We start from the raw sequence: 24,011 nt of genomic DNA on the forward strand, positions 1-24,011 counted from the left end.
GGACCGGAGAAGTGCGCCCTGCTCACCGGTGAACTCGGCTTCGACGCGGCGATCGACTACCGCGCCGAGGACGTCAGGAAGGCGCTGCGGCAGCACGCTCCCGACGGCATCGACGTCTACTTCGACAACGTGGGCGGCGACATCCTCGACGCCGCCCTGACCCGGCTGGCGATGCACGCGCGCGTCGTGGTCTGCGGCGCGATCAGCCAGTACAACAACGCCACCCCGGTCAAGGGCCCCTCCAACTACCTCTCGCTGCTGGTGCGCCGCGCCCGCATGGAGGGCTTCGTCGTCTTCGACTACGCCAAGCGCTACGCCGAGGCCGCACAGGAGATCTCCGGCTGGATCGGTGCCGGCCGCATCAAGGTGAAGGAGCATGTGGTGCGGGGCACCGTGGACGACTTCCCCGAGACGCTGCAGATGCTCTTCCGCGGCGAGAACGTCGGCAAGCTCGTCCTGGAGCTGTCATGACGGCCGCCGACAGCACAGGCGGACTCCGGGACAAGGTGGCGATCGTCACCGGCGGCGCCAGCGGACTGGGCCGGGCCACGGCGCTGGCGCTGGCGAAGGCGGGGGCGCGCGTGGTGGTCGCGGACCTCGACGCGCAGGGCGGCCGCGAGGTGGCCGAGATGATCGACGGCCACTTCCGGGCCTGCGACGTCTCCGACCTGGACGCAAACCGTGCGCTGGTGGACTTCGCCCAGGAGCAGTACGGCGGTGTCGACATCGCGTTCCTCAACGCCGGCGTGGCGACCGGATGCGGCGTCGGCGACGACTTCGACCTGGCGCGCTACCGGCGGGCGATGGGCGCCAACCTGGACGGCGTGGTCTTCGGCACCCACGCGGTGCTGCCCGCGCTGCGGGCGCGCGGCGGAGGCTCGATCGTGGCGACCGCGTCCCTGGCGGGCCTGGCGGCGGTGCCGCTCGATCCGCTGTACGCGGCCAACAAGCACGCGGTCGTGGGCCTAGCCCGCTCCCTCGGCCCGGCCCTCGCGCCGGACAACGTGCGCTTCAACGCGGTCTGCCCGGGGTTCGCCGAGTCGCGCATCATCGACCACCTGCGCGGCATGCTCTCCGCGCAGGGGCTGCCGGTCATCCCGGCCGAGCTGGTGGCGGAGACGGTGCTGCGGATCGTCACCGGGAACGGCACGGGGGAGTGCTGGTTCATCCAGCCCGGCCGCGACCCGGAGCCCTTCCGTTTCCGTAACGTGCCCGGCCCGGGCAAGCCCGCCCTCGTCTGAGCGCCGTACATCGAGAAAACCTGGCCATGACGTGCCGGGCGGCTCGCCCTCTTCGGTGAGCTGCCCGGCCGCGGCCGTTTCCGGCGAGCCCCTGCTCAGGGGCGGGTGGCGATGGGCCGCGTCCCGAAGACGCGCTCCAGCAGGGCGCCCAGGGTGTGCCGCTCCTGTTCGTCCAGTCTGTCCAGACCCGCGAGCGTGTGGTGCATGTTGCCGCGGATCACGTCGATGACCCGCTCGCCCTCCGCCGTGAGGACGACGTTCTTGACGCGCCGATCGGAGGCGCTCGGTTCCCGGCGCACCAGGCCCCGCTTCTCCAGCCGGTCGACGATCCCGGTCATGTTGGAGGCGTCGCACGTCAGCGTGGTGGCCAGGGTGCTCATCGAGGCAGGCCCCCGGCGCAGCACATTGAGTGTCTTGCCCTGGCTGGCCGTGAGGTTCTCGCCGGCGGCGGCCGTCGTGAAGTCGCCGTAGTAGGCGGCCAGTGACGCCGAGAGCAGCTCCATGAGCCGGGCGGAGTCGACGCGGGGGAGTGCTGTCATGCGCGTCACCCTACGCCGGAAAACTTGACGATCTCAAATATTGCTGGCTACGGTCTCGCCAATTGCTTGAAGTTCTCAAGCTTCGAGTTCCTCAAGCTTCGAGGTTCTGAAGTTTCACTCACCAAGGAAGAGAAGTCGTGTCACAAGCACTGCGCACGGCGGGCCGGAGGCGCGCACCGGACAGCGTGCTGGTCCTCACCCTGGGGCTCGCCGCGATGGTCGTCTCGATGATGCAGACGCTGGTCGTGCCGATCCTGGGCATCATCCAGAACGATCTGCGGGCCACCACGGCGAACGTCAGCTGGGTGACCACCGCGACGCTTCTGTCGGCCGCCGTCTTCACCCCGCTGCTCGGCCGCTTCGGCGACCAGCACGGCAAGAAGGGCACCCTGGTCGGCGTTCTGCTCGTGATGGTCGCCGGCTCGGTGCTCGCCGCCACGACCACCTCGCTGACCTGGCTGATCGTCGGCCGGGTGATGCAGGGAGCGGCGACCGCGATCTTTCCGCTCGCCCTCTCCGTCCTGCGCGAGGAGATCCAGCCGGCGAAGCTGCCCGGTGCCATGGCCCTGGTCAGTGGCACCCTCGCGTTCGGCAGCGGGCTCGCGCTGGTCGGCGCGGGGCTCCTGACCCGGGGCGCCGACCCCGACTACCACCGGGTCTTCTGGCTCGCGGTGGCGCTCGCGGTGGTGGCGCTGGTGGGCGTGTGGTTCGCGGTGCCCGCTTCCCGTGAGGCCACGGGAGGGCGGACGGACTGGCTGGGCGCGCTCACCCTGGGAGCGCTGCTGGTGCTGCTGCTCCTGCCCGTCTCGCAGGGGCACGAGTGGGGATGGACGTCCGGCCGCACCCTCGGCTCCTTCGCCGGGGCGGTCGTCATGGCAGCGGTGTGGGTCATGACCGAGAGCCGGGTCGAGGAACCCATGGTGGACATGAAGATGTTCACCCACCGGCCCGTCCTGTTCACCAACCTGGCCGGGCTGTTGCTGGGCTTCGCGATGTTCGCCCAGTTCATCGGCGTCTCCTACCTCGTCCAGATGCCCGAGGACATCGCCGGCTACGGCTTCGGCGCCTCCGTGCTCGGAGCGTCCGTCGTGTATCTGCTTCCGACCACCCTCGTCTCGCTGGTCGGCTCGCAGTTCGGCGGTGTGCTGGTGCGCCGGCTCGGCGCGCGCGTCACCCTCGCCGCCGGGGCCTGCTTCGGCGTGGTCGGCTTCACCTGGCTGACGGTGGCCCACGACACGTCCGCCTCCGTGATCGGCGCGGGCATGGTCATCGGTCTCGCGATCAGCTTCGGTTACGCCGCCATGCCCGCCCTCATCGTGGCGAGCGTTCCCGCCCACCAGTCCGGCATCGCCAACGGCATCAACTCCATCTCCCGCTCGGTCGGCAGCGCCGTCGCCAGCGCGGTGATCACCACGCTGCTGGCGTCGAAGACCATCCCGCTGCCGGACGGCATGCCCGCACTGCCCCAGGAGAGCCAGTTCACGCTCGGCTTCGCGCTCGCCGGCGTGGCCTTCGGCCTGGTGGTCGCCGTCTCGCTCGTCGGCATCAAGCGGGCGCACGCGCCTCGTACGCCGGTCCTGCGGAAGGCCGCCGAAGGCCGTTCCCGGGCCGTTCTCGACCAGCCGTCCCGCTGACCCCGCACCGATCCGGAAAGGCAGCTCACATGAACACGTCCGACCCCACCCACCAGGCTTCCGCCGTCCCGCAGGTCGATCACCGCGCGGCGGTCGCGGCGGAGACCGCACGGTTCGTCGCCACCATCAGCGACGCCGACCTGACCACCGCGGTGCCCAGCTGCCCCGGCTGGACACTGGCCGACCTGGTCAGGCACACCGGCAGCGTCCAGCGCTGGTTCTCGGTCCTGCTGCGGTCGCGGATCCAGGAGCCCCCGCGCACGCGCGAGGTGGACCTGCGGCTGCCGGAGCGGGAGGACGGATACCCCGACTGGCTCGCCGAGAGCGCGACCGTGGCCGCGGAGGCCTTCGCGGCCACCGACCCGGACCTGCCGATGTGGGCGTGGGGCGTCGACCAGCACGCCCGCTTCTGGGCCCGTCGCATGCTCTTCGAGACGCTGCTGCACCGGGCCGACGCCGAGCTCGCCCTCGGCCTGCGGCCCGCGATCGACCGTTCCCTCGCCGTCGACGGGATCGACGAGTTCCTCGTCAACCTGCCCTTCGCCACCCCCTTCGCCCCCAAGGTGGCCGAGCTGCGCGGCCCCGACAGGACCATCCGCTTCCGCACGACCGACGGCGACGACGCCTGGCTCGTTCGCCTGCGGCCCGACGGCTTCGGCCTGGACGCGGCCGGCGCGGCCGAGGACACCGCCGACGCGACCGTCCGCGGAACCGCGGCCGACCTGCTCCTGCTCGTCTACGGCCGCCTGCCCTACCGGGCGCAGGCCCTCGCTCACGAGGGGGACGAGGACCTGCTGACCCACTGGTTCGCCCACTCCGCCTTCTGAACGGCTGGCGCGCGGACCGTCGGTGCCGGGCGGACCGTCAGTGCTCGCAGAGGGAGAACTCCCGCTCGTAGAGCTGCTCGTTGTGTTCGTCGACGAAGAACTTGCGCTCCTGCATGAGCTCTTCGCGGTAGGCCCTGGCCTGTTCGAGCGTCATGGTCGAGGTGGCGGACCACGGCTGCTGGGGCGGCACGTCGGATGTCGAGACTATCTGTTCCGACGGGTCGACCAGGAAGAACGCGAGGATCTTGCGATGGCCCGGACGGGTGGGGTCCTTGAGGCGGAACGATCCGACGCGGTGTTGCAGGATGTTGGGGAACGCCAGGCAGCGGCCCGCCGGGGTCGACGCCGAGCCCAGCACCTGGTTCAGCGCGTCCTCGTTCTCCAGGCCGTAGACCTCACGCACACCGTTGTCGTCGTTCTGTTCGTAGTCCGGGTCGTCGAGTGCCGCTCGGAAACTCAGCCGGCTCTCGGTGATGTTCTCACTGTCCCAGTAGTAGATGCCGGTCGAGACGATCCGCTCGTTCAGCATCCCCTCGACATGCCAGGAACCGCCGGGGTACTCGGGCTTGTCCGGGGTGAGATGAATGGTGGCGAGCTTGACGATGACCTGGAGACGGCGGCCGCGCAGGTCGACTCGGGCGGTTTCGTCGGGCACCTCGGGCGGGGTGAAGACGGGGGCGTCCGGGACGACCGGCCGGCGGTTCTCCCACCACTCGTCCTGGGCCTCCTCCCATGCGCGGACGGCTTCCGCGTGGGCCTCGTCGTCGCTGTAGGAGGACTTGTCCGGATACTCCGGCTCCGAGTCGTACCAGCCGTAAGGGTCGGCCTCGATCCGCAGGGGCCGCGGATGGCGCAGATCGGTGAGCACGTTCTCCCACAGGGGGAGGAAGCGCGCGAACAAGTCCGGCAGCACGCGGGCCAGTTCGTGATGAGTCTCGGGGTGGACGTTGTTGACGTACGAACGGAAGGTCACTTCGCCCTCGTCACTGACGTCCACATCCGTGGGCAGCCACTGGAACTTCTCCGAGAACTCGTACTTCGAGTAGCGGTCCGTCGGGTTCCGCCAGGCCCGCTCGGGTGCGCCGCTCACGTCTCTCACCAGGCAGAACAGTGAGGGATGAACCAGGTCCAGTACCTGGCCGTGGGATCCGGGATGCCAGTCCTTCTCCGTGTCGGGGACCTGTTCCAGAACCCGGACCGCCTCGCGCAGCCGGGATCTGAGCTTGTCGTCGACCAGCGTGTCCGACTGCCACACCCCGTCGACGGCGGACACCTCGATGCCGGTTCGCCCGTCCCGCAGCGCCGCGTAGTGCGCGAGTTCGGCAAGCACGTAGCCGACCTGCGCCGCGGTGAGGCCCTGGTCCATCGCTTCTTGCGTCCACCTGGCGACGATGCCGGCATCGTTCATCTTGTCGAACCACCCAGGCTTCGCCCGAAGGTGCGAGCTGCACTCCATCATCTCCAGTTCCCGCAGCGTTCGGGGTTTCGCGAACGACGGGGAACGGGAGGCGTGAAAAGGCAGCGGGAAAGCAGACAGGCCGGTCAACTCTTGTGTTCCTCCCAGTCGGTGTGCGGTGGCGGGAACGATACGTCAGCCCACTGACAACGCAGCCGTGGGCTCCGCCACCAGCTGCCGGAAGTGGGCGCACCGGGTGAGGTCGTCGTGGTCGCAGCCGAGGGCACACTCGATCAGTTCGAGAGAGGCCTGGGCTGCCGCGATGCGCGCACGCAGCGCGGCAGCCTCGGCCTTCAGGGTGTCGCGCCGTCTGCGTGCATCGGCTGTCGCAGCCAGATCACGGATGGTCGCCAGGGACAGGCCCGCTTCCTTGGCGCGCAGGATGACGGCAACGCGGGTGAAGTCCTCGGCGCTGTAGCGCCGCCGGCCGGCCGTGTCCCGCCGGGGGGTCAGCAGGCCCACCCCCTCCCAGTGACGCAGCACGTGGGTGGCCAGACCGAAGTACTCCGCCAGAGCTCCGATGGTCGTCGTCTGTGCGCCGCTCGCAGCTGCGGCGCGCTCGCTTGACTTCATGCCGACATTAAGTCGCAGCCTGACGGTCATGGCCAAGGAGACGGAGCGCAAAAGCGGCCCGACCGACCCGCTCATCACGCTGCTCGATGCCGCTGACCGGATGCCGGGTGCGAAGGAACTGCGGGTTCACTCGTACGACTTGTTGCGGGTCGGGGCGGGAGACGCCGTGGTCGATGTCGGATGCGGGTCCGGGCGGGCGGTGGCGGAACTGGGCGGGCTCGGGGTGCACGCCATAGGGGTGGATCCCGACGAGGGGATGCTCGCGGTCGCCCGCGGCCGGTGGCCCGCAGCGGACTTCCGCAGGGCAGGGGCGTACCCCCTTCCGCTGGAGGACCGGGCGGTGGCCGGCTACCGGGCCGACAAGGTGTTCCATGAACTGGCCGAGCCGCAGCGCGCGTTGGCTGAGACACGCCGGGTCCTGGTGCCAGGCGGGCGGATCGTCCTGCTCGGTCAGGACTGGGACTCCTTCGTCATCGACTCCGACGACCCGGTACTGACCCGCGCCATCGTCCACGGACGGGCCGGTCTGATCCCCGCCCCCCGTGCGGCCCGCCGCTACCGCAACCTCCTGCTCGACGGCGGCTTCCACGACGTGACCGTCGACGTGCGTACCGGCGTGTTCACGGGGGAATCCGTGCTCCCCATGCTGCTGGGTCTGGCCGAGAAGGCGCGCTCCGCGGGAGCGGTCACACAGGAGCAGGCCGGCGACTGGGTGTCGGAGCAGCGGGCGCGGGCCAGGACCGACCGGCTCTTCCTGGCCCTGCCCTTCTTCATCGCGTCGGCGACCCTTCCGCGCAATCGCCAGTGATGCCTGTGTCGCGCCGGGCGGCCGGATGACCCGGGACCGGGTCACCGGCCGTCGAGCGCGTTGTTGAGGGTGATGGTCGCGTCGATGAGGGCGAGGTGCGTGAACGCCTGCGGGAAGTTGCCCAGCTGGCGGCCCGTCGGGTCGATCTCCTCGGAGTACAGGCCCAGATGGTTGGCGTACCCCATCATCTTCTCGAACACCAGCCGTGCCTTCTCCGTCCGCCCCGCCCGGGCGAGGGCGTCGACGTACATGAACGTGCACAGCGAGAAGGTGCCCTCCGAGCCGCGCAGGCCGTCGGGCGAGGCCTCCGGGTTGTAGCGGTAGACGAGGCTGTCGCTGACCAGTTCCCGCTCGATGGCGTCCAGGGTCGAGGCCCAGATCGGATCCTCGGGACTGAGGAACCCGACCGTCGCCATGCGCAGCAGCGAGGAGTCCAGTACGTCACTGCCGTAGTGCTGGACGAAGGCCTGCTGTTTCTCGCTCCAGCCCTTGGCCATGACCTGTTCGTAGACGGCGTCCCGCTCGGTCTGCCACCGTCCGGACGCCGACGGCCAGCCCTTCGACTGCGCCAGACGCAGCGCGCGGTCGAACGCCACCCACGACATGACCCGGCCGTAGGTGAAGTTCTGGGCCCCGCCGCGGGTCTCCCAGATCCCCTCGTCCGCCTGGTCCCAGTGGTCGGCCAGCCAGTCCAGGTTCTCCCGCATCGAGGTCCATCCCTTGTACCCGACCTGGAATCCGTGCTCGTGCGCGAAGTACATGCTGTCCAGCGCCTCGCCGTAGATGTCCAGCTGGAGCTGCGTCGCCGCGCCGTTGCCGATCCGTACCGGCCGGGAGCCCGCATAGCCCTCCCAGTGGTCCAGGAGCTGCTCGTCCAGGTCGGACGAGCCGTCGACCTTGTACATGATGTTGAGCGGGCCCGTGCCCCCGCCGCTGCCGGCCCGCTCCTTGACCCGGTCGCTCAGCCAGGAGTTGAACGCCCGGGCCTCCTCCGTGAAGCCCAGGCCCAGCAGCGCGTACACGGAGAAGGAGGCGTCACGGATCCAGGTGAAGCGGTAGTCCCAGTTGCGTCCGCCGCCCAGTTGCTCCGGGAGAGCCGTCGTCGGGGCGGCCACGATGGCGCCGCTGGGCGCGAAGGTCATGAGCTTCAGCGTGATCGCGGAACGCTCGACCATCTCACGCCAGCGTCCGGTGTAGCGCGACTGCGCCAGCCACGTGCGCCAGAACCCCGCGGTCTCGTCGAAGAGCCGTTCATAGGCGTCCAGGCGGACCTCGGCGGGTGGCCCCTCGGCGCCCATCTCCAGGATGAGGCCACGCTGCTGACCGGCCTGCAGCGTCAGCGTCAGGTGCAGGTCGGCCCCCTGGTCCGTGAGTACGTCGATGAGCCGCTCGTCCTCCGGTTCACGGATGGGGTGCACGGTGAGTTCCGTGCCGTCCTCCGCGACGAAGACCGCTCCGTGCCCGGTGATCTTCAACTCGTGCTTCCTGCGTCCGTAGTCGAACCGCGGCGCGATCTCCACCTCGAACGTCATGGTGCCGCGCACACAGCGGACCAGCCGCACCAGCTGGTGGCTGGAGGTGACCGTCGTGCCGGTCACGGGCATGAAGTCGACCACCTCGCCGGCGCCGGCCTCGGTCATGAACCGGGTCACCAGAACCGCCGTGTCGGGCAGGTACAACTGCTTGGTCGAATGGGTCCGGTGCGCCGGCCGGACCGTGCAGTGCCCGCCCTTCTCCTTGTCCAGCAGTGCCCCGAAGACACTCGGCGAGTCGAACCGCGGCGAGCAGAACCAGTCGACCACGCCCTCGGTGGTCACCAGCGCCGCGGTCTGCAGATCACCGATGAGACCGTGGTTCTCTATCAGTGGGTAACCGTCCATCGGGGCGCCCCTTTCGGCGTGAGATCGTGTCCCTCACAGGAGGTGTTCGTCCTCTTCGGTGGTCTTGCGGTTCCGGTTGGCCATCTCCTCCCAGAAGGAGTCCAGCTCCCTGACGGGGATGCTCACCCAGGGCGCGGTGTGCCGGCTGACGGCCGGCAGGTGCCAGCGGAAGCGGCTGTGCAGCAACGCCTGTTGCTGCCGGCAGAACAGCTCCGCCATCTCCGTCCGCGCGTTCCCGGCCTGCGGGGGATAGGGGCACAGACGGAACTCGCACGGGGACTGGCAGGTGGTGCGGGTTTCGTCCCTTTCGGCCCGGCCGACATTGCGTTCCGGGTGCAGCCGCGTGCGGTCGTGGGTGAGACAGTGCGGGAGGTCGTCCCGGTTGGCGAGTTTCAGACGCTCCTCGATGTCGTCCGGGGTCCCGTCGCCCTCGGTGAGATTGAGCATGATCAGTACGTCGGCCAGCAGGCGTTGCGCTCGTGGGTGCAGGATGCTCCAGCCGACGGACGGCGCGATCCACAGGTTGTGCTTGCGGTAACGGTCCGGATCGGCCGGGGTGGAGCCGACGTTGGCGATGGCTCCGTTCTCGTCGATCCAGATGAACCGCTCGGGATGTCCTGTCTCCAGGGCCAGGGTCACCAGATCGCCGGCCTCGGCGACGAACGGGTGGAGGATCTTTTCGGCATGGCCCTCGTGTACGGCGCCGACGCCGGCCGGGGTCTCGTGTGCGCTGCCCGCCATCGCGATCCATCGGGTGACCGACTGCATGGGCTCCACGGGACCGTCGGCCGACACGTCGCCGTCCGCCCTCGCCTTGTGGTCAGGTGGTGCGGAACCGCGCCGCTGCCCGTTCGCGGCGCCGAACGCGCCTGCGCCTCCCAGGGTGTCGGGGAGCTCCCACAGACACAGCGCATGGAGCAGAGACAGCTGCGCGTACCAGTAGCGACTGCAGGTGAGCATCCGCTCCGCCTGTTTCACCAGGTAGGCCCGGGTCTCCTCGTAGGCGTCCGGATGCCGTCTCCTGCGGTTGGCCGCGTTCTTGAAGCCCTGGGCCAGAGCGTTCTCCAAGGAGAGCGGCATGAGCGGGTGCTCCCGGCCGGCTGCGGTGGTCAGGTTCTGCAACCAGAGGTCCAGCCGTTCCTTGGCCTCGTCACGGTACTTCTCGGAGACGGACCCGACGATCATGGGAACGAGCCAGGCCCGCAGGGCGAAGTGGCGCCACCAGGTGGTGCGGCTGTGCTCGTACTCCTCCACGATCCGGTCATGGGCCCGCTGTCTTTCCTCCGCCGCCTCCGGATCGGCGGCGGGGTTCGCGTCCACTTCGTTGAGCCAAGCGGTGTAGTCGTGGTCGAGCTTCTTCTTGGCCTCGTCGATCTTCCCCAGGTACTGGGCGATGGGATCGGTGCCGAGGGGGAATTCCGTGCGCAGGGCCTGGAAGGCCACGTCGCCGCCGGCGGCTATCTGATGTGCGATGGCGATCCGGACAGGATGAGAAGGCTCATGGGTACCGATCTGGAACAGGCGCTTGTAGGGAAGGGGACGAGTCCCGCTGCTGCGCCGGCTCCGTTCACGCAGAGCGGCTCCGAAGCGCCGCACCAACCTCAGCTTCGCATCCTCGATGGTCCGCTGATCGCCTCTTATGTCGAGCTGCGCCCATTGTGTGTCGAGGTCTTCGGCCAGGTCGTCCTGTATCGGCTCCGGATCGACACAGTCGATCTCCAGCGCCGCGGCGTACAGGTCGAAGTACTTCGCGTCGTGCCGGTTCTCCGCGGCCTTTCTGAGCATCGCGGCGAGCTTCGGCGCCGTTTCTCCGCTGCTGCTCCGGTCAGGAGGAGGCGTGTGCGCACCGTTGCCCGACCGGGTGGTGAGGAGATCTGCCCGGTGACGTGAGAGCAGGACCAGGGCGATGAGCAGTTCCCGGGACGGACCCGGGCTGTGCAGCGCCGGTTCGACGACCGCGGCGAGCTCCTCGTCCTTCACCTCCCTCAGCAGGCGATAGCCCAGATACGCCTGGAGGATGCTGTGCGGGAACCGGACCTTGTTCTGGCAGCCGTAGACCAGGCCGAGGAGCTGTCCGTTGGCGGTGTACCTCGCCAGCTCCGTCCGGCACTCGTTGGGGTAGTCCAGGACGTTGAGCCAGGGCGCCGACCTGCCGCCGACCATGCGACGCAACACGCCCCACACCGCGTCGCGCTGCGTCGAGGAAACGGTGAGCCGGGCCCCGTACTGCTGGCCACTTTCCTGCGGTTCCTCACGAACACTCCGCGTTTTCTTGCGCCTTCGAAGATCGTCCACGTGTGCGCTGACGAAGTCGTCGAACTTCACCTCGATGCTGTCCTGCAGCAGGCCCAGGCAGGCCAGCGCCGACACGACCCACAAGGTCTCCCGGCGTTCCGTGCGGTCCATCACCACCTTGTCGAATATGCGGCCGTCTTCGATGGCCTGACGGTAGGTGTTCAGCAGCCCGAGCCTGAGAGCGGAGCAGTCGTTGCTGCGTGTGTCCAGTCGGTCGTTCTCGTCGCGGAGGGTGAGATGCTCCAGCAGCCCGCACTGCTGCAGCAGACGGGCGATCCGCAGATAGATCGGCGAATCCACGACATTGGCGGTCTCCACCACCCAGTCGAGGCGGCGCTCGTCCAGTTCACCGCGCTTGTGTATCAGGTATTCCAGGGCCGCTTCCTCGCTCAGCGGCTCCATCTCGGCGATCGCGGCCCGGGTGCCCTCCAGTGGTGCGTGCGGGCGCGAGGCGATCACCAGGGGCAGCTTCTGGCGGTCTGCCCGGTCGATCGCCCGCCGGATGATGTTGTCGCGGTCCTCCTGGTACTTCTCGTCGAGGAGGGCCTCTTCCAGGCCGTCGGCGATGACGACGGCCTTGTCGTCGAGCCTGAGCTGCCGCCACGTCTTGTCGATGTTGGTGCCGGCGAGCACTCCCTGGTCCGCTTCGTCCTGGAAGCGGCGCCGGGCCATTTCCTCGAAGTCGAGTTCACCGTCGGATTTCATGTCGCGCAGACTGATGGGCACGGGCACGGCGGCCTGCTGTGCGAGCATCCGGGTGAGTTCCACCAGAACCGCCGTTTTGCCGACGCCCACGCCGCCTACCAGGAGATAAGGCTTCCGGGTCTTCCGGTTGCGGAGTGTCTGGGCTATCACCTGGGACAGTTCGCGCCGACCGACGATCCGGTTGACGAGGGTTCCGGCTGTGGGGACCAGGGCATGCGGTTGCGTGCGCGCCTTGTCGACGAGCGGCTTCTTGGTCTTGTGGTACCAGTAGAGAAGAAAGAATGCCAGCAGCAGGGAACCCGTCAGAACAGGGCCCACGATATGGTTGACGGCGTCGAACCACACGGAAGCGAGCACTTTGTGGAGCGCTGATGCCTCGCTTTCCTTCGAGGTTTCGTCATCCTTCAGGTAATAGAAATCATAAATGGCCAGGCCTACCCACAGGAAAAGCAGAACCGTCCCGACAAGCGCGTATGCGCGCAGCAGAGGGCCGAGGGAGAGCCGCCAGGGGCGCCAGTTCCGATTGGGGACGATACTTCTGCGCGCCTCCCTTTCGGTGCGGAGCTTGCGCCACCTTCTTCCCATTGCCCGTGAGATCCGGGACCACCACCGCCTGGGATACAAGGTGTACCAGGGGGCGCTGTGCGGCCGCGCCTTTCCTTCCGGGTGGCGAATCACCTTCGTGGGCATGAGGTCCGATCCCTCCGCGCTGCACATTACTGGCGGGACGTCGTACGGACAGTCGAGTGCCGGCGCGAATGGAGACCAGCGAGATCGGTACCGGCGGAGCCGCGCATCACCTGCGCGCTCCCGGCTCCACGCTGCCACTGCGCGATGTCGCCGCCCCGTGTCGAGGGCATCTGCCTCGCGAAATCTGCTCGCACGTATGCCTTCGTCTCCATGAAAGCACTCGTGGAGTGGACCGCAACATCTCCGCCGGACCGGCGCAGACGGCCTCCGGCACCGCCCGGAAAATGGGGAGGAATTCAACCATTCTGATGTCGATTCAGGCCCCCTCTCGGCTCCTGATGCTCATTCAGGTGCGCTGTGACTCCTCCGGTCGCGGCGCCCCATGACTGCCGGCGCAAACTGCCGGCCCGCCGCGCGCGAGGCTCACGAGAAGTCGTCCGCGGCTCACTCGGCGATCTTGAGGGTTCCCGCGTATCGTTGGTGATGCGGCAGTGGTCTGCGCGCCAGGCGTTGCCGGCGGCGACCGACTCGCTGGACCAAACGAATCCCAGAAATATCTGCGCTTTTCTGCGCGCCGTCCATCCGGCTTGCTGATGCTCACGCCGGAAATCCCACGTACCCGTGGTGGAGCCATGGACGCACTCGATTCCCGCCCTTTCCATCCATGTGACCGGGACACCGACCGACGACCGGATCCGATGGATCCGCTCGCAGGGTGACGGAGTCCGGAAATGCCCCAGTCCACCACGCCCCATGTGCGCGCCCGGTCCGACCGGCCGGCCGACGCTCCCCGAGCGCGGGCGAGTGCTCCCCGGGCACGGGCGAGCGTCCAGATCTCCCTGGCCCCGGGAGCGGTCGACCTGCGGTCGTTCGTGCCGATCATGTTTGCCCTCATGTTCCGGAACATCGCGAGCGACGGCTTCGTCTTCAGCGATCCCCGGTCGCCGGGCGACGTCTCCCGCGACTCGAAGCCGGGCTGCATCATCGCCGCCCCCTCCTTCCCGGCCTCGACCCCCGGCATCGACCAGGACTACGTCTTCCACTGGGTGCGCGACGGGGCCGTCGCGGCCATGGAGGTGGCGAAGGCCGGCATGCCCGTGCGCCCGGGCGGCACGGTGCAGACGCTCAACGACTACGTGCAGTTCGCCGACCTGTGCCACTCCAACGCCCAGCCGCCGCTGACCAAGGGGCACGCCTGCTTCGAGATCTCCGGCGAACCCCGCCCGTGGTCCGAGCAGAACGACGGCCCGGCCCTGCAGACGATCACCATCCTGGCCGCCTACGACCAGCTCGACGTCGCCACGCGGAAGCAGGCGGTCGACCTGGTGAACGCGAACGTGGCCTACCTCCTCGGCGTCTACGAAGGCCCCACCACGAACCTGTGGGAGGAGCACAGCGGGTACAGCTTCTTCGCCCGCTCCGCACAGCTGCGCTGCTTCGAGGAGATCCAGGCCTCGACCGTCGCCGGCATCGACAAGCCGGCCGGGCTGCGGCCCGCCGTCGACTGGCTGCGCCAGGCCCTCGCAGAACACTGGGACGGGAACAGGTACGTCAGCGTGCTGGCCGACCCCGGTGGCGGAGCCCGGCCCTCGCCCCAGAACCCCGTCGTCAGCGGATACGACCCCAACATCGACATCGTCCAGGCGGCCCTCTACGGCGCCCTGCCCGTCACCGACACCGGCCTGCTGGCCACCGCGGCCCAGCTGCGGTCGCAGTGGGAAGAGGGCGGCACCGCGTTCTACCCGATCAACAAGTCGGACAAGGACCAGTTCGGTATCGGGCCGATGTTCGGCCGCTACCCGGAAGACTCCTACGACGGTGACACCGCGCACCCCGTACGCGGCGGCCACCCCTGGGCCCTGTCCACATGCAACGTCGCCGAGCTGCACTACCGGCTGGCCGCCGAGATCAAGGCGGGCAACAGCGTCCCCCGGGACAACCTGTCCGCGCCGTTCTTCGCCCAGTCGGGCATCGACACGTCGACGCCCCCGGCGGCAGCAGCCGCCGCCCTGACAGCCACCGGTGACGCCATGGTGATGGCCGTCATCCACCACAGCGACCACTTGGAGCTCTCCGAGCAGTTCGACGGCACCACCGGCTACCAGCGCAGTGTCCGCAACCTGACGTGGAGCTACGCCGCCTGTCTGTCCGCCATGCGAGCCCGGGCCGAGGCGGTGTGACCGTGGCCTGCCGACCCGAATCCCGGCCGCCAGGCCGCTCCCGGCTGCGCCTGGCAGAGGAGGAGTGACTGCCTCATGTACGCGAAGTTCCCCGAAGGAGCGGCGAAGCGCACCGACCCCGTGGCGGCGGCGGACGTCCTCTACGACGCCGTCATCGTCGGCGGCGGGATCTCCGGCGCCCTGATCGCCCTGCGGCTGAGCCAGGCCGGCAGAAGAGTGCTGATCCTCGAAGCGGGCCCGGCCCAGGACCTCACGCTCAGGGGCTACGAGGACTACCTCAACCGGTTCTACTCGGCCATCAGCAAGGACAACCAGGCCCCCTACCCGGCCATCCCCAACGCCCCGATGCCCCGCGGCACCGACGCACGCCCCATCACCCCGGGCCGGCCCGACGCCTCGTCGTACATCGTCCAGAGCGGGCCCTTCGCCACCGACACCACCTATACGCGCGTCCTCGGCGGCACCACCATGCACTGGGAGGGCAAGACGCTGCGGATGCTGCCCGAGGACTTCCGGATGCGGACGCTCTACGGCGAGGGGGCGGACTGGCCGCTCACCTACGAGGACCTCGTCCCGTACTACAACGAGGCCGAACGCGAGATCGGCGTCTCCGCCGACGTGGAGGACCAGGCCTACCTCGGGATCACCTTCGACGAGGGCTATGTGTTCCCCATGAAGGGACTGCCCCTGTCCTACCTGGACCGAATGGTCGCCAAGGACGTCGACGGCATGCCGGTCGAACTCGACGGGGAGCAGCGGCAGCTGCGGATCCGGCCGTTCCCACAGGGCCGGAACGGGATACCGAACCCGGCCTACGACGGCGGGAAGGGCTTCGTGCCGCAAGGGGCGGTGAGCGCGTACCAGGTCGAGGTCGGCGAGCGGTGCCAGGGCAACAACAACTGCGTGCCCCTCTGCCCGGTGCAGGCCAAGTACAACGCAGGCAAAACGCTCGCCGTGGCCCTGCAGAGCGGCAGGGTCGACCTGGTGGGCCAGGCGGTGGCGCACAAGGTGCACATCGACGAGGAGACGGGCCGGGTGACCGAGATCGAGTACCGCCGCTACGACCGGCCCGACAGCCCCGGCTTCACCACGATGAGAGCCCGCGGCCGGCTGTTCGTCCTGGCCGCCAACGCGGTGGAGAACCCCCGGCTGATGCTGGCCTCCGGGCTGCGCAGCTCCAGCGGCCAGATGGGGCGCAACTTCATGGACCACGCCTATCTGCTGGCGTGGGCCCGGCTGCCGGAGGTGGCCGGCACCTTCCGCGGCACGAACTGCACGGGCGGCATCACCGATCTGCGCGGCGGCCGCTTCCGCAGCCACCAGGCGGCGTTCACCGTCGACATCCACAACGACGGCTGGGGCTGGTGCCGCGGTGCGCCGATGACCGACATCATGGAACTGGTGGACGCCGGTGGCCGCTACGGCGAGTCCCTGCGCCAGGGCCTGGTGGACCGGGTGTCCCGCCAGCTCCAGCTGGCCTTCATGGTCGAGGTCCCCGCCAACCCGAGCAACCGGATCACCGTGAACCCGGACTTCACCGACCAGCTGGGGAACATGCGGCCCGTCCTCACCTACGACATCCCCGAGTACACGATGCGCGGGGTGGCGTACGCCCGGCAGCTGTCGAGACGGATCTTCGCCCGGCTGGGAGCCGAGGACCACACCGTGTACAACCCGAACTTCTGGGGCTACATCGTCCACGACGGCGAGGGGTACGAGATCCGCGGGGGCAATCACCTGGCGGGCACCCATGTGATGGGCGGTGACCCGGCGACCTCGGTGGTCGACGCCGATCAGCGGTGCTGGGACCACCAGAACCTGTACATGGTCGGCGGGGGAAGCATGCCCACCGTGGGCACCTCGAACGTGACGCTCACCGTCGCCGCCCTGTGCCTGCGCAGCGTCCGGGCCATGCTGGCCCAGCTCGACTCCGAGTCCGCACCGATCAACGTGACCTTCGACCGGCGCCACGCGGCGCCGACCACAGGGGAGGTGGCCCGGTGACCGAGTCCACCATCAAGAACCGAGACGACCTGGTCCGCTACCTGGACGCGGCCTTGGCGCTGGAGCACGCGACGCTTCCGCCGTACCTGACCGCGTACTACTCCATACGCTCCACCACCAACTCCGACGCCGCCCACATCATCCGGGTGGCCGTGGTGGAGGAGATGCTGCACCTGACCCTCGTCGCCAACGTGCTGAACGCCATCGACGCGAAACCCGACCTGACCCGCCCCGGCTTCGTGCCGTCCTATCCGGCCTACCTGCCGGACGGAGAGGACGACTTCACCGTCGACCTGCGGCCCTTCTCCCACGAGGCGGTCGAGACCTTCTGCAAGATCGAGCGGCCGGGCAAGGCCCCCACCGCCGACGCACGGCTGGTGCAGACATCGGACGGCCGCTCTCCGCTCCTGGTCTCCAGCCCCACCGTCGAGGGGATGCGCTTCTACAGCATCGGCGAGTTCTACGAGGAGATCATCGAAGGTCTCGCACAGGTCGCGGCCGACGACCCCACGCTCTTCCGCGGGAACCCGGAGCGGCAGGTGGGGCCCGAGTACTTCTACTCCGGCGGCGGAGAGGTGATCATCGTCACCGACCTGGACTCGGCCCAGCGGGCGCTCCGCTTCATCGCCGCCCAGGGCGAGGGTCTCGATTCGGGCATCTACGACGCCGAGGGGGAGCTGGCCCACTACTACCGGTTCCGGCAGCTGCAGTTCGGGCGCTACTACCAGCGGGGCGACGAGCCCGACGCGCCTTCGGGGCCCAAGCTGAGCATCTCCTGGGACGACGTGTACAACGTCAAGGTGAGCGCCCGGCTGGCCGACTATCCGGCGGGATCGGAACTGGCCAGGGTCGCCCAGGACTTCAACGCCGAATACGCGGCGCTTCTCGCCCTGCTCACCGGGGCGTTCGACGGGCGGCCGAGCCTCTTGCAGGACGCCGTCTGCGCGATGTTCCGCCTGCGCGACGGATTCAACCGGCTGGTGTGCAACCCCCTGCCGGGCAGTGGCGGCCTGCACGCCGCTCCCACCTTCGAGATTCCGGCCGCGGCCGGGTCCGGCCCGCAGACCGCACCGCGGGCCGGCGAGACAGCCCAGGCGGTGACACGATGACGGCCCCGTCGTTCGAGAAGTTCCTGCTCCTGTCGGCCGACCTCACCGCCTTCGAGGAGACCGATCTCCTCGGCACCGGCATGGCCCACCACTACCTGGCGAAAGTACGGGCCGCCTGCGGCGACGAGGTCGTCACCGCTCTCCTGGACGCCCACCGGGCGGCCCGGGCCGACGCGGCCGGTACAGCCCGCAGCAATGCCCGCAGCCCGCTCGACCGGGACCTGTTCGACCGGGCCCTGCGCCACCGGATCTTCAGCGACGACCGGCTCGGCCCGGTGGCCCGCGGTGTGATCAAGCTCTGGTACGCCGGGATGTGGTACGCGCTGCCACCGGAGTGGACCGACCGCTACGGGGCCGACACGGCGGTGGGCACCTCGACGGTCACCGCGGCCTCCTACCAGGAGGGGCTGGTGTGGCGGGCCATCGGGGCCAATCCGCCAGGCGCCAAGGCACCCGGATACGGCTCCTGGGCTAAGCCACCCCGCATCCCGGAGCGCTACCTGAAAGGGGTGACGAGATGAGGGATCTGGCTGACCGCCTCAGCCCGGACAAGGTGAAGCTCGGCGTCTGCTGCACCCTGTGGTGGAACGACGACTTCCCCACCATCGACGCCGGCATCACCTTCGGCCAGGCCGTGAGCGAGATGGCGCTCGCCGGCTTCCAGGGCTGCAGCATCGGGCACAAGTACCCCTCGGACGCCGCCGAGCTCAAGGCCGCCCTCGATCTGCGCGGCCTGAGTGTGTCCGAGCCCTGGACGAGCACGTACTTCACGATCGGCAAGATGCGGCAGAGGACCATCGCCGCGTTCGAGGAGACGCTCGCCCATGTCAAGGCGCTGGGCGGGAACGAGCTGGTCGTGGCCGAGTTCGGCGCTTCCTCGCACCTGCTGCCCGTGGACGTGTTCGCCAACCGCCCGGTCTTCACCGACGCCCAGTGGGACGCCTTGACCTCGGGCCTGGACGAGCTGGGCAAGATCGCCGGCTCGGCCGGGATGAAGCTCAGCTATCACCACCACATGGGCACCGGCGTCATGACCCGGGCCGACGTCGACCGGCTGATGGCCTCGACCGATCCGGACCTGGTCCACCTGCTGCTCGACACCGGCCACATGGCCTTCGCCGGCGACGATCCGCTGGACGTGGCGCGGGCCTACGCCGACCGCATCGGGCACGTCCACCTGAAGAGCATCCGGCCCGAGGTCGTGAGCCGGGTGCGGGAAGAAGGCCTGTCGTTCCAGGAGGCCATCGAGCTCGGCGTCTTCACCGTCCCCGGAGACGGCGCGATCGACTTCCGGCCCATCCTCGAAACGCTGGCCGACGCGCACTACCAGGGGTGGCTGGTCGTGGAGGCGGAGCAGGACCCGAACAAGGCCGTCCCGCTGGAGTACGCCAAGCACGCACGTGCCTACCTCGCCGACGTCCTGGGCTGGTGACCATGAACGCGACACTCGGACGAGACGTATTCTTCAGCTTCTTCATGTTCACGGCCGATCTCCGGCCCCAGGACGCCACGTACACCCGGACGCTGGTCAGTCATCTGAAGGCCCTGACCGACATGGGCTACGACGGCTTCGACGTGCACATCGCCGCCCAGCCCACGACCGTCGATCACAAGCTTGAGGTCGACAGCTACACCGACCTCAGGAAGGCGTTCGACCAGGCGGGCCTGGGGGAGGTGAAGTTCACCACCAACGTCGGGACCACGCGGACCTTCGACCCGACGTCGCCGTACGAGGAGCAGCGCAGGCAGGCCCTGTCCTACCTCAAGTCACGCGTCGACATCACCCGGGTCCTGGGCGGCGACTCGATCATGTCCGGGCCGTTCATCTATCCCTACGGGGTCTTTCCGCTCACGGACACCGATGAGCCGATCTGGAGCGACGCCCTGCAGGACTGGATGAAGCCGCGCTACCACGCGGCGCGTTCCGTCTTCGAGGAGCTGCTGGAGTACGCCACGGCGCGCGAGGTGAAGCTCGCCGTCGAGCCCGTCAAGAGCTGGGAGACGCCGCCGCCCAACATGGTCTCCGAGGTACTGGACTTCCTGGAGGGCCTGGAGCACCCGCGCGGTGGCGTGACGGTCGACACCGCGCAGGTCGTCATGGAGAGCCAGGGCCCGTCGGTCTTCAAGGACAACGTCGCGCGAGCGGTACGGCAGGACCGGCTCTACTACGTCCATATATCCGCACCCGACCGGGGCGCGGTGAAGGACAGCTGGATCCCGTGGCACATCATCACCGACGAGATCGAGCCGGTGTATCGCGGGCCTTACCTGATCGAAGTGTTCAACGCGATCCCGCCCTTCGACAGCTCCATGCGCATGGCACGCCGGCGTTTCTGGCGTCCCGGAGAGGACGAGCCGGTGCCCGACCGGGACAGCGCCTACGACGTCGCGAGGGCTGCCCTGGAGGAACTGCGCGAGCGGACCACATAATTCGAAAGAGGCCTCGTCATGCTGGCTCAGGTGTCAGATCCCATCGTCATGGTCGTGAAGCAGACAGGCGATGTCCGTATTCACACCTTCGTCGCGTCCTTCACGGACAACAACATCGCGAACGCGACGCACATCATCGAGACGAAGAACCAGCTGGTTCTCGTCGACGGGCAGTTCCTCGCCCCCTATGCCAGAGCCTTCAGGGACTACGCGGACAGCCTGGACAAGCCGATCGACCGGCTGTACGTCTCCCACCGCCACCCTGACCACTGGTTCGGCCTGGGGACCGCGTTCACCGACATCACGGTCCACGCGCTGTCCGAGACCATGACCTTCATCCAGGACCATGGGGAGGACTCGCGAAGCGACCACTGGAAACTCGGCGACCTCGCCCCGGAGCGCGTGGTCGTTCCCAAACAGGTGGTCTCTCCCGGCGAGGAGACTATCGACGGCGTCAGGTACCTCTTCGACCGGGTGACCGACACCGAGATCGACTACCACCTCACCATCAGGCTTCCCGAGCTGGGCGTGTACATCGCTCAGGACCTGATCTACAGCGGCAACCATCTGTACCTGACGAAACACATGGACCACTGGACTCGGGTACTGGGGGACATGCTGGTGTCGGACTACGAGCTGTTCATGCCGGGCCACGGCCTGCCCGCCGACAAGAACGAGGTCGCCCGCAACATCGAGTACCTGTCCGCCGCTCGGCAGGCCGTCGACGGCGGGCTGACGGACGACGCCTTCAAGGACTTCATGCTGCGGCGGTATCCGGAACGCAGGTGCCCCGGAATCTTCGACATCTACATGCCCCGGCTGTTCGGCGGCGCGAGCGACTACTGACCACGGAGGTGTGCCAACCATGAACGAGGGCTGCACTGTAGGACAGTACCTGGTGGACAGGCTCCGCCAACTCGGTCTTGAGCACCTGTTCGCCATCGCGGGCGACTACTCGATCGAGTGGCTGAACGGGTACGTCGCGCCAAGCGGCGTCGAAATCGTCGAGGAAGTCAATGAGGTCAACGCCGGTTACGCGGCGGACGGTTACGCGAGGCTGAAGGGGATCGGCGCCCTCTGCCTCACCTATTCCGCGGGCGCGCTGTGTGCCGTGAACGCCGTCGCCGGTGCCTATGTCGAGAAGGTGCCGCTCGTGCTGATCAACGGCACGCCGAGCATCAAGAAGACCATCACGTTCGAGCAGACCGGCTTCAGCGCGCATCACTTCATCACCGGACGCGAAACGGATCTTCAGTCTTTCGAGCACCTGACGGTCGCGGCCATACGCATCGACAATCCGGATATCGCGCCGACGCTGATCGATTACGCACTGACCAAGTGCATCAGTGAACGGCGCCCGATCTACATCGAGCTGCTCCAGGACATGGTCGACCTGGAGTGCGAGCCGCCGAAGGGCGTGCTGAAGCCGGCCAGGGCCCTGTCGGACGAGACCAGCCTGGCACAGTCGGTCGAACGGATCTGCGCGAAGCTCGAAAGCGCCGAGAATCCGCTCATCTGGCTCGGCGTGGAGATCGACCGGCTCGGCCTCCAGGACAAGGCCATGAGGCTGATCCAGCAACTGAACGTCCCGTTCGTCACGGAACTCCTCAGCAAGGCCGTCCTTTCCGAGGACGACGCGCTGTTCGTCGGCGTGCTCGACGGCCAGGCGTCATCGACGGCCGTGACGGATCTGGCCGACACGTCCGATTTCATCCTGGCCCTCGGCGTGTGGCTGACGGACATCAACTCGCTGGGCTGGGACCCGGACTACGACAAGACCGCGTTCGCCTCGTTCGACGCGGTCAAGTTCGGAACGTATTTCGGCGGACAGGTCGCGCTGGAGCACCTGATCGACGGCATCCTGGCGGAAAAGATCGTGCCCAAGGGACGGAAGCTGCCCGAAAAGCAGGTACTCAGCGCGCCGGCCGTGCCGGAGTCCGAAGTCATCACGTACCAGGGGTTCTACGACTACATCCAGCAGTACATCGACCGGAACACCATCGTCGGCGCCGACGCGAGCATGAACTACTTCGGCAGCCTGCTGCTCGACGTGCCGAGCCCGGGAGGGTTCATCGTTCAGTCGTCCTACTCGGCGATCGGGTACAGCGCGCCGGCCGCGACGGGAATCTGCCTGGCGAAGGGTCCCGACCAGAAGGTGATGGTCTTCTCGGGCGACGGCGGATTCCAGATGACCGCCCAATGCCTGTCGACACAGACCCGGTTCGGGCTCCATCCGATCATCTTCGTCATCGACAACGGCGTCTACGCCGTGGAGCAGTGGCTCGCCGACGCGTCGGTGTTCCATTCCGACAAGCCGTTCTACAAGCCCTGTGGGCTGCACCGGTGGAACTACAGCACGCTGGCGGATGTCTTCGGCTGCCAGGGGTGGGAAGTCGGCACGTACGGCGAGCTGAAGGATGCCGTGACGGGGGCGCTGGACAACACGAACAGCCCGTCCCTCATCCAGGTGCACGTGCCTGACAAGACGATCCCCGACAACGCGAAGTGGAAGGCCCATTAGCAGCGGGACCGGTGCCCGGGCTGCGGGCGCGACATGAACGCAGCCCGGGCCGATCCGGAGGCCGGCGACGACGGTCAGCCGGCCAGTGCGTCGATGAGCGCCTTGGTGACGTCCTCGGTCGACGCGGTGCCGCCGACGTCCCGGGTGAGGACGCCGGCGCGGGCGGTGGCCTCGATGGCCCGGTGCAGACGGGCGGCCTGCTCGGGCAGGCCCAGGTGATCCAGCATGAGCGCGGCGCTGCCCACGGCGCCGATGGGGTTGGCCAGGCCCTGCCCGGCGTTGTCCGGGGCGGAGCCGTGGAGCGGTGCTCGGCGTTGAGGTTGGACGCGACGACGACCGACAGGTCCTCGGGGTGCAGGACGAACTTCGCCGACATGGCGTCGACCAGCACGCTCTCGGTCTCCACGTCGGGGTAGTCGGCGGCGACGCGCCGGAAGACGTCGTCCCGCAGCACCATGCCGTACTGCTGGGCGTTGCTCTTGGTGACCGAGGAGACCTTGCGCCGGGTGCGCGTGCGGGCCAGGTCAAAGGCGAACCGCATGATGCGCTCACAGCCGACCTCGGTGAACAAGGACTCCACGAACGCGCCGAAGAAGCTGTCCGGGACCAGGTTCGTGAGGAACTCCCACCAGTGCTGGTGCGCGCCCTTGTCGACGTACTGGCCGGCGTCCGAGGACAACTCCAGGTCGCCGACATCGGCGTGGACACCGCTGCCGAGCGGGAAGAGGTTGATCGCCACGAGCCCGGCGGCCATCGCCACGACGGTGCCGCCCTGGAAGTAGACGAGGGCCTTCATCGGCGGGATCGCCGGCGTCGCGGATCTGAGGAAGGTGGGACGGTCAGGCAGACGATCGGGCCGATGAGCATCTTCATCGCCGCGACGAAGGTCGTGCCGATCGGCTCCATCGACTCGCCCAGGTCCCGCCATCGCCACCGTTTCGTCCGGGGTGTGCGTCATTGCGGCCTCCATCCAGGTCCCCGCGGCACCGGGCCCCGACCGGTGCCGCCTCGACTCGATGGGCCGGATAGGCATGACCTATGGGCGGATCCTCGGGTGAATGTCCCCCAAATGAACTCCGCCGCTCCATGCTTTCGTAAAAACTGACGCGTCCGGGTTTC

19 protein-coding genes and 1 pseudogene are annotated in these 24,011 nt (G+C 68.3%); 13 read left to right on the forward strand and 7 right to left on the reverse strand.

Translation table 11 applies throughout. The features are described 5' to 3' along the window. On the forward strand, positions 1-471 hold a 471-nt coding region (locus C3489_RS27070; RefSeq protein ID WP_146075353.1), incomplete at its 5' end, for an NADP-dependent oxidoreductase. Continuing rightward, the gene (locus C3489_RS27075) at positions 468-1,241 is read left to right on the forward strand and encodes an SDR family oxidoreductase (protein ID WP_103784698.1); all 774 of its coding nucleotides are present in this window, start codon (positions 468-470) and stop codon (positions 1,239-1,241) included. The genes C3489_RS27070 and C3489_RS27075, both read left to right, overlap by 4 nt. 95 nt (positions 1,242-1,336) lie before the next feature. Here the strand turns inward: C3489_RS27075 and C3489_RS27080 are convergent, their stop codons facing one another. Next, positions 1,337-1,780, reverse strand: coding sequence for a MarR family winged helix-turn-helix transcriptional regulator (locus C3489_RS27080; protein WP_103784699.1), 444 nt, complete (start codon positions 1,778-1,780; stop codon positions 1,337-1,339). A 137-nt stretch (positions 1,781-1,917) separates the two neighbouring features. Here C3489_RS27080 and C3489_RS27085 point away from each other — a divergent pair, with 137 nt between their 5' ends. After that, complete coding sequence (locus C3489_RS27085) at positions 1,918-3,414, forward strand: MFS transporter (protein WP_258054960.1); 1,497 nt, start codon at positions 1,918-1,920, stop codon at positions 3,412-3,414. A gap of 29 nt (positions 3,415-3,443) precedes the next feature. Next, entirely contained in the window at positions 3,444-4,241 is a 798-nt protein-coding gene (locus C3489_RS27090; RefSeq protein WP_103784700.1) for a maleylpyruvate isomerase family mycothiol-dependent enzyme, read from the forward strand. Positions 4,242-4,278: 37 nt separating this feature from the next. Here the strand turns inward: C3489_RS27090 and C3489_RS27095 are convergent, their stop codons facing one another. Both C3489_RS27095 and C3489_RS27100 read right to left on the reverse strand, forming a co-directional pair. Further along, on the reverse strand, positions 4,279-5,787 hold the full coding sequence (locus C3489_RS27095; RefSeq protein WP_103784701.1) for a DUF4246 domain-containing protein: 1,509 nt from the start codon (positions 5,785-5,787) through the stop codon (positions 4,279-4,281). A 45-nt stretch (positions 5,788-5,832) separates the two neighbouring features. After that, on the reverse strand, positions 5,833-6,270 hold the full coding sequence (locus C3489_RS27100; RefSeq protein ID WP_103784727.1) for a MerR family transcriptional regulator: 438 nt from the start codon (positions 6,268-6,270) through the stop codon (positions 5,833-5,835). Positions 6,271-6,298: 28 nt separating this feature from the next. Here C3489_RS27100 and C3489_RS27105 point away from each other — a divergent pair, with 28 nt between their 5' ends. Further along, entirely contained in the window at positions 6,299-7,078 is a 780-nt protein-coding gene (locus C3489_RS27105; protein ID WP_103784702.1) for a methyltransferase domain-containing protein, read from the forward strand. A gap of 41 nt (positions 7,079-7,119) precedes the next feature. Here the strand turns inward: C3489_RS27105 and C3489_RS27110 are convergent, their stop codons facing one another. Then, positions 7,120-8,958 (reverse strand): glycoside hydrolase family 15 protein, encoded by a 1,839-nt coding sequence (locus tag C3489_RS27110; RefSeq protein ID WP_103784703.1) that lies wholly within the window; start codon positions 8,956-8,958, stop codon positions 7,120-7,122. 33 nt (positions 8,959-8,991) lie between these two features. Next, on the reverse strand, positions 8,992-12,648 hold the full coding sequence (locus C3489_RS27115) for an ATP-binding protein (RefSeq protein ID WP_103784704.1): 3,657 nt from the start codon (positions 12,646-12,648) through the stop codon (positions 8,992-8,994). A gap of 893 nt (positions 12,649-13,541) precedes the next feature. Here C3489_RS27115 and C3489_RS27120 point away from each other — a divergent pair. The 8 genes from C3489_RS27120 (at position 13,542) to C3489_RS27155 (ending at position 22,892) form a co-directional block, all read left to right on the forward strand. Next, positions 13,542-14,828 (forward strand): glycoside hydrolase family 15 protein, encoded by a 1,287-nt coding sequence (locus C3489_RS27120; protein ID WP_219821983.1) that lies wholly within the window; start codon positions 13,542-13,544, stop codon positions 14,826-14,828. Between the two features lie 75 nt (positions 14,829-14,903). Next, positions 14,904-16,832 carry a GMC family oxidoreductase gene (locus C3489_RS27125; RefSeq protein ID WP_103784706.1) on the forward strand — a complete coding sequence of 643 codons (1,929 nt, stop codon included), beginning with the start codon at positions 14,904-14,906 and terminating at the stop codon, positions 16,830-16,832. Next, positions 16,829-17,941 carry a ferritin-like protein gene (locus C3489_RS27130; protein WP_103784707.1) on the forward strand — a complete coding sequence of 371 codons (1,113 nt, stop codon included), beginning with the start codon at positions 16,829-16,831 and terminating at the stop codon, positions 17,939-17,941. Before C3489_RS27125 ends, C3489_RS27130 begins: the two co-directional genes overlap by 4 nt. Then, positions 17,938-18,462 (forward strand): hypothetical protein, encoded by a 525-nt coding sequence (locus C3489_RS27135; RefSeq protein ID WP_103784708.1) that lies wholly within the window; start codon positions 17,938-17,940, stop codon positions 18,460-18,462. The genes C3489_RS27130 and C3489_RS27135 overlap by 4 nt, the downstream gene beginning before the upstream one ends. After that, complete coding sequence (gene iolE, locus C3489_RS27140) at positions 18,459-19,373, forward strand: myo-inosose-2 dehydratase (RefSeq protein WP_181139862.1); 915 nt, start codon at positions 18,459-18,461, stop codon at positions 19,371-19,373. Before C3489_RS27135 ends, iolE begins: the two co-directional genes overlap by 4 nt. Positions 19,374-19,375: 2 nt before the next feature. Next, on the forward strand, positions 19,376-20,371 hold the full coding sequence (locus C3489_RS27145; RefSeq protein ID WP_103784709.1) for a sugar phosphate isomerase/epimerase: 996 nt from the start codon (positions 19,376-19,378) through the stop codon (positions 20,369-20,371). A gap of 30 nt (positions 20,372-20,401) precedes the next feature. Continuing rightward, on the forward strand, positions 20,402-21,217 hold the full coding sequence (locus tag C3489_RS27150; protein ID WP_219821984.1) for an MBL fold metallo-hydrolase: 816 nt from the start codon (positions 20,402-20,404) through the stop codon (positions 21,215-21,217). 19 nt (positions 21,218-21,236) lie between these two features. Beyond that, positions 21,237-22,892 (forward strand): alpha-keto acid decarboxylase family protein, encoded by a 1,656-nt coding sequence (locus C3489_RS27155; RefSeq protein ID WP_103784711.1) that lies wholly within the window; start codon positions 21,237-21,239, stop codon positions 22,890-22,892. A 74-nt stretch (positions 22,893-22,966) separates the two neighbouring features. Here the strand turns inward: C3489_RS27155 and C3489_RS39555 are convergent, their stop codons facing one another. Both C3489_RS39555 and C3489_RS39900 read right to left on the reverse strand, forming a co-directional pair. Then, a complete protein-coding gene (locus C3489_RS39555) occupies positions 22,967-23,137 on the reverse strand; it encodes an isocitrate/isopropylmalate family dehydrogenase (RefSeq protein ID WP_258054961.1) in 171 nt (56 codons plus the stop codon). A 128-nt stretch (positions 23,138-23,265) separates the two neighbouring features. Continuing rightward, a pseudogene (locus tag C3489_RS39900) lies at positions 23,266-23,925 on the reverse strand (isocitrate/isopropylmalate family dehydrogenase); the annotation flags it as partial. Positions 23,926-24,011: the final 86 nt, after the last annotated feature.

The organism is Streptomyces sp. Ru71 (assembly GCF_002920535.1).
Classification (GTDB): Bacteria; Actinomycetota; Actinomycetes; order Streptomycetales; family Streptomycetaceae; genus Streptomyces.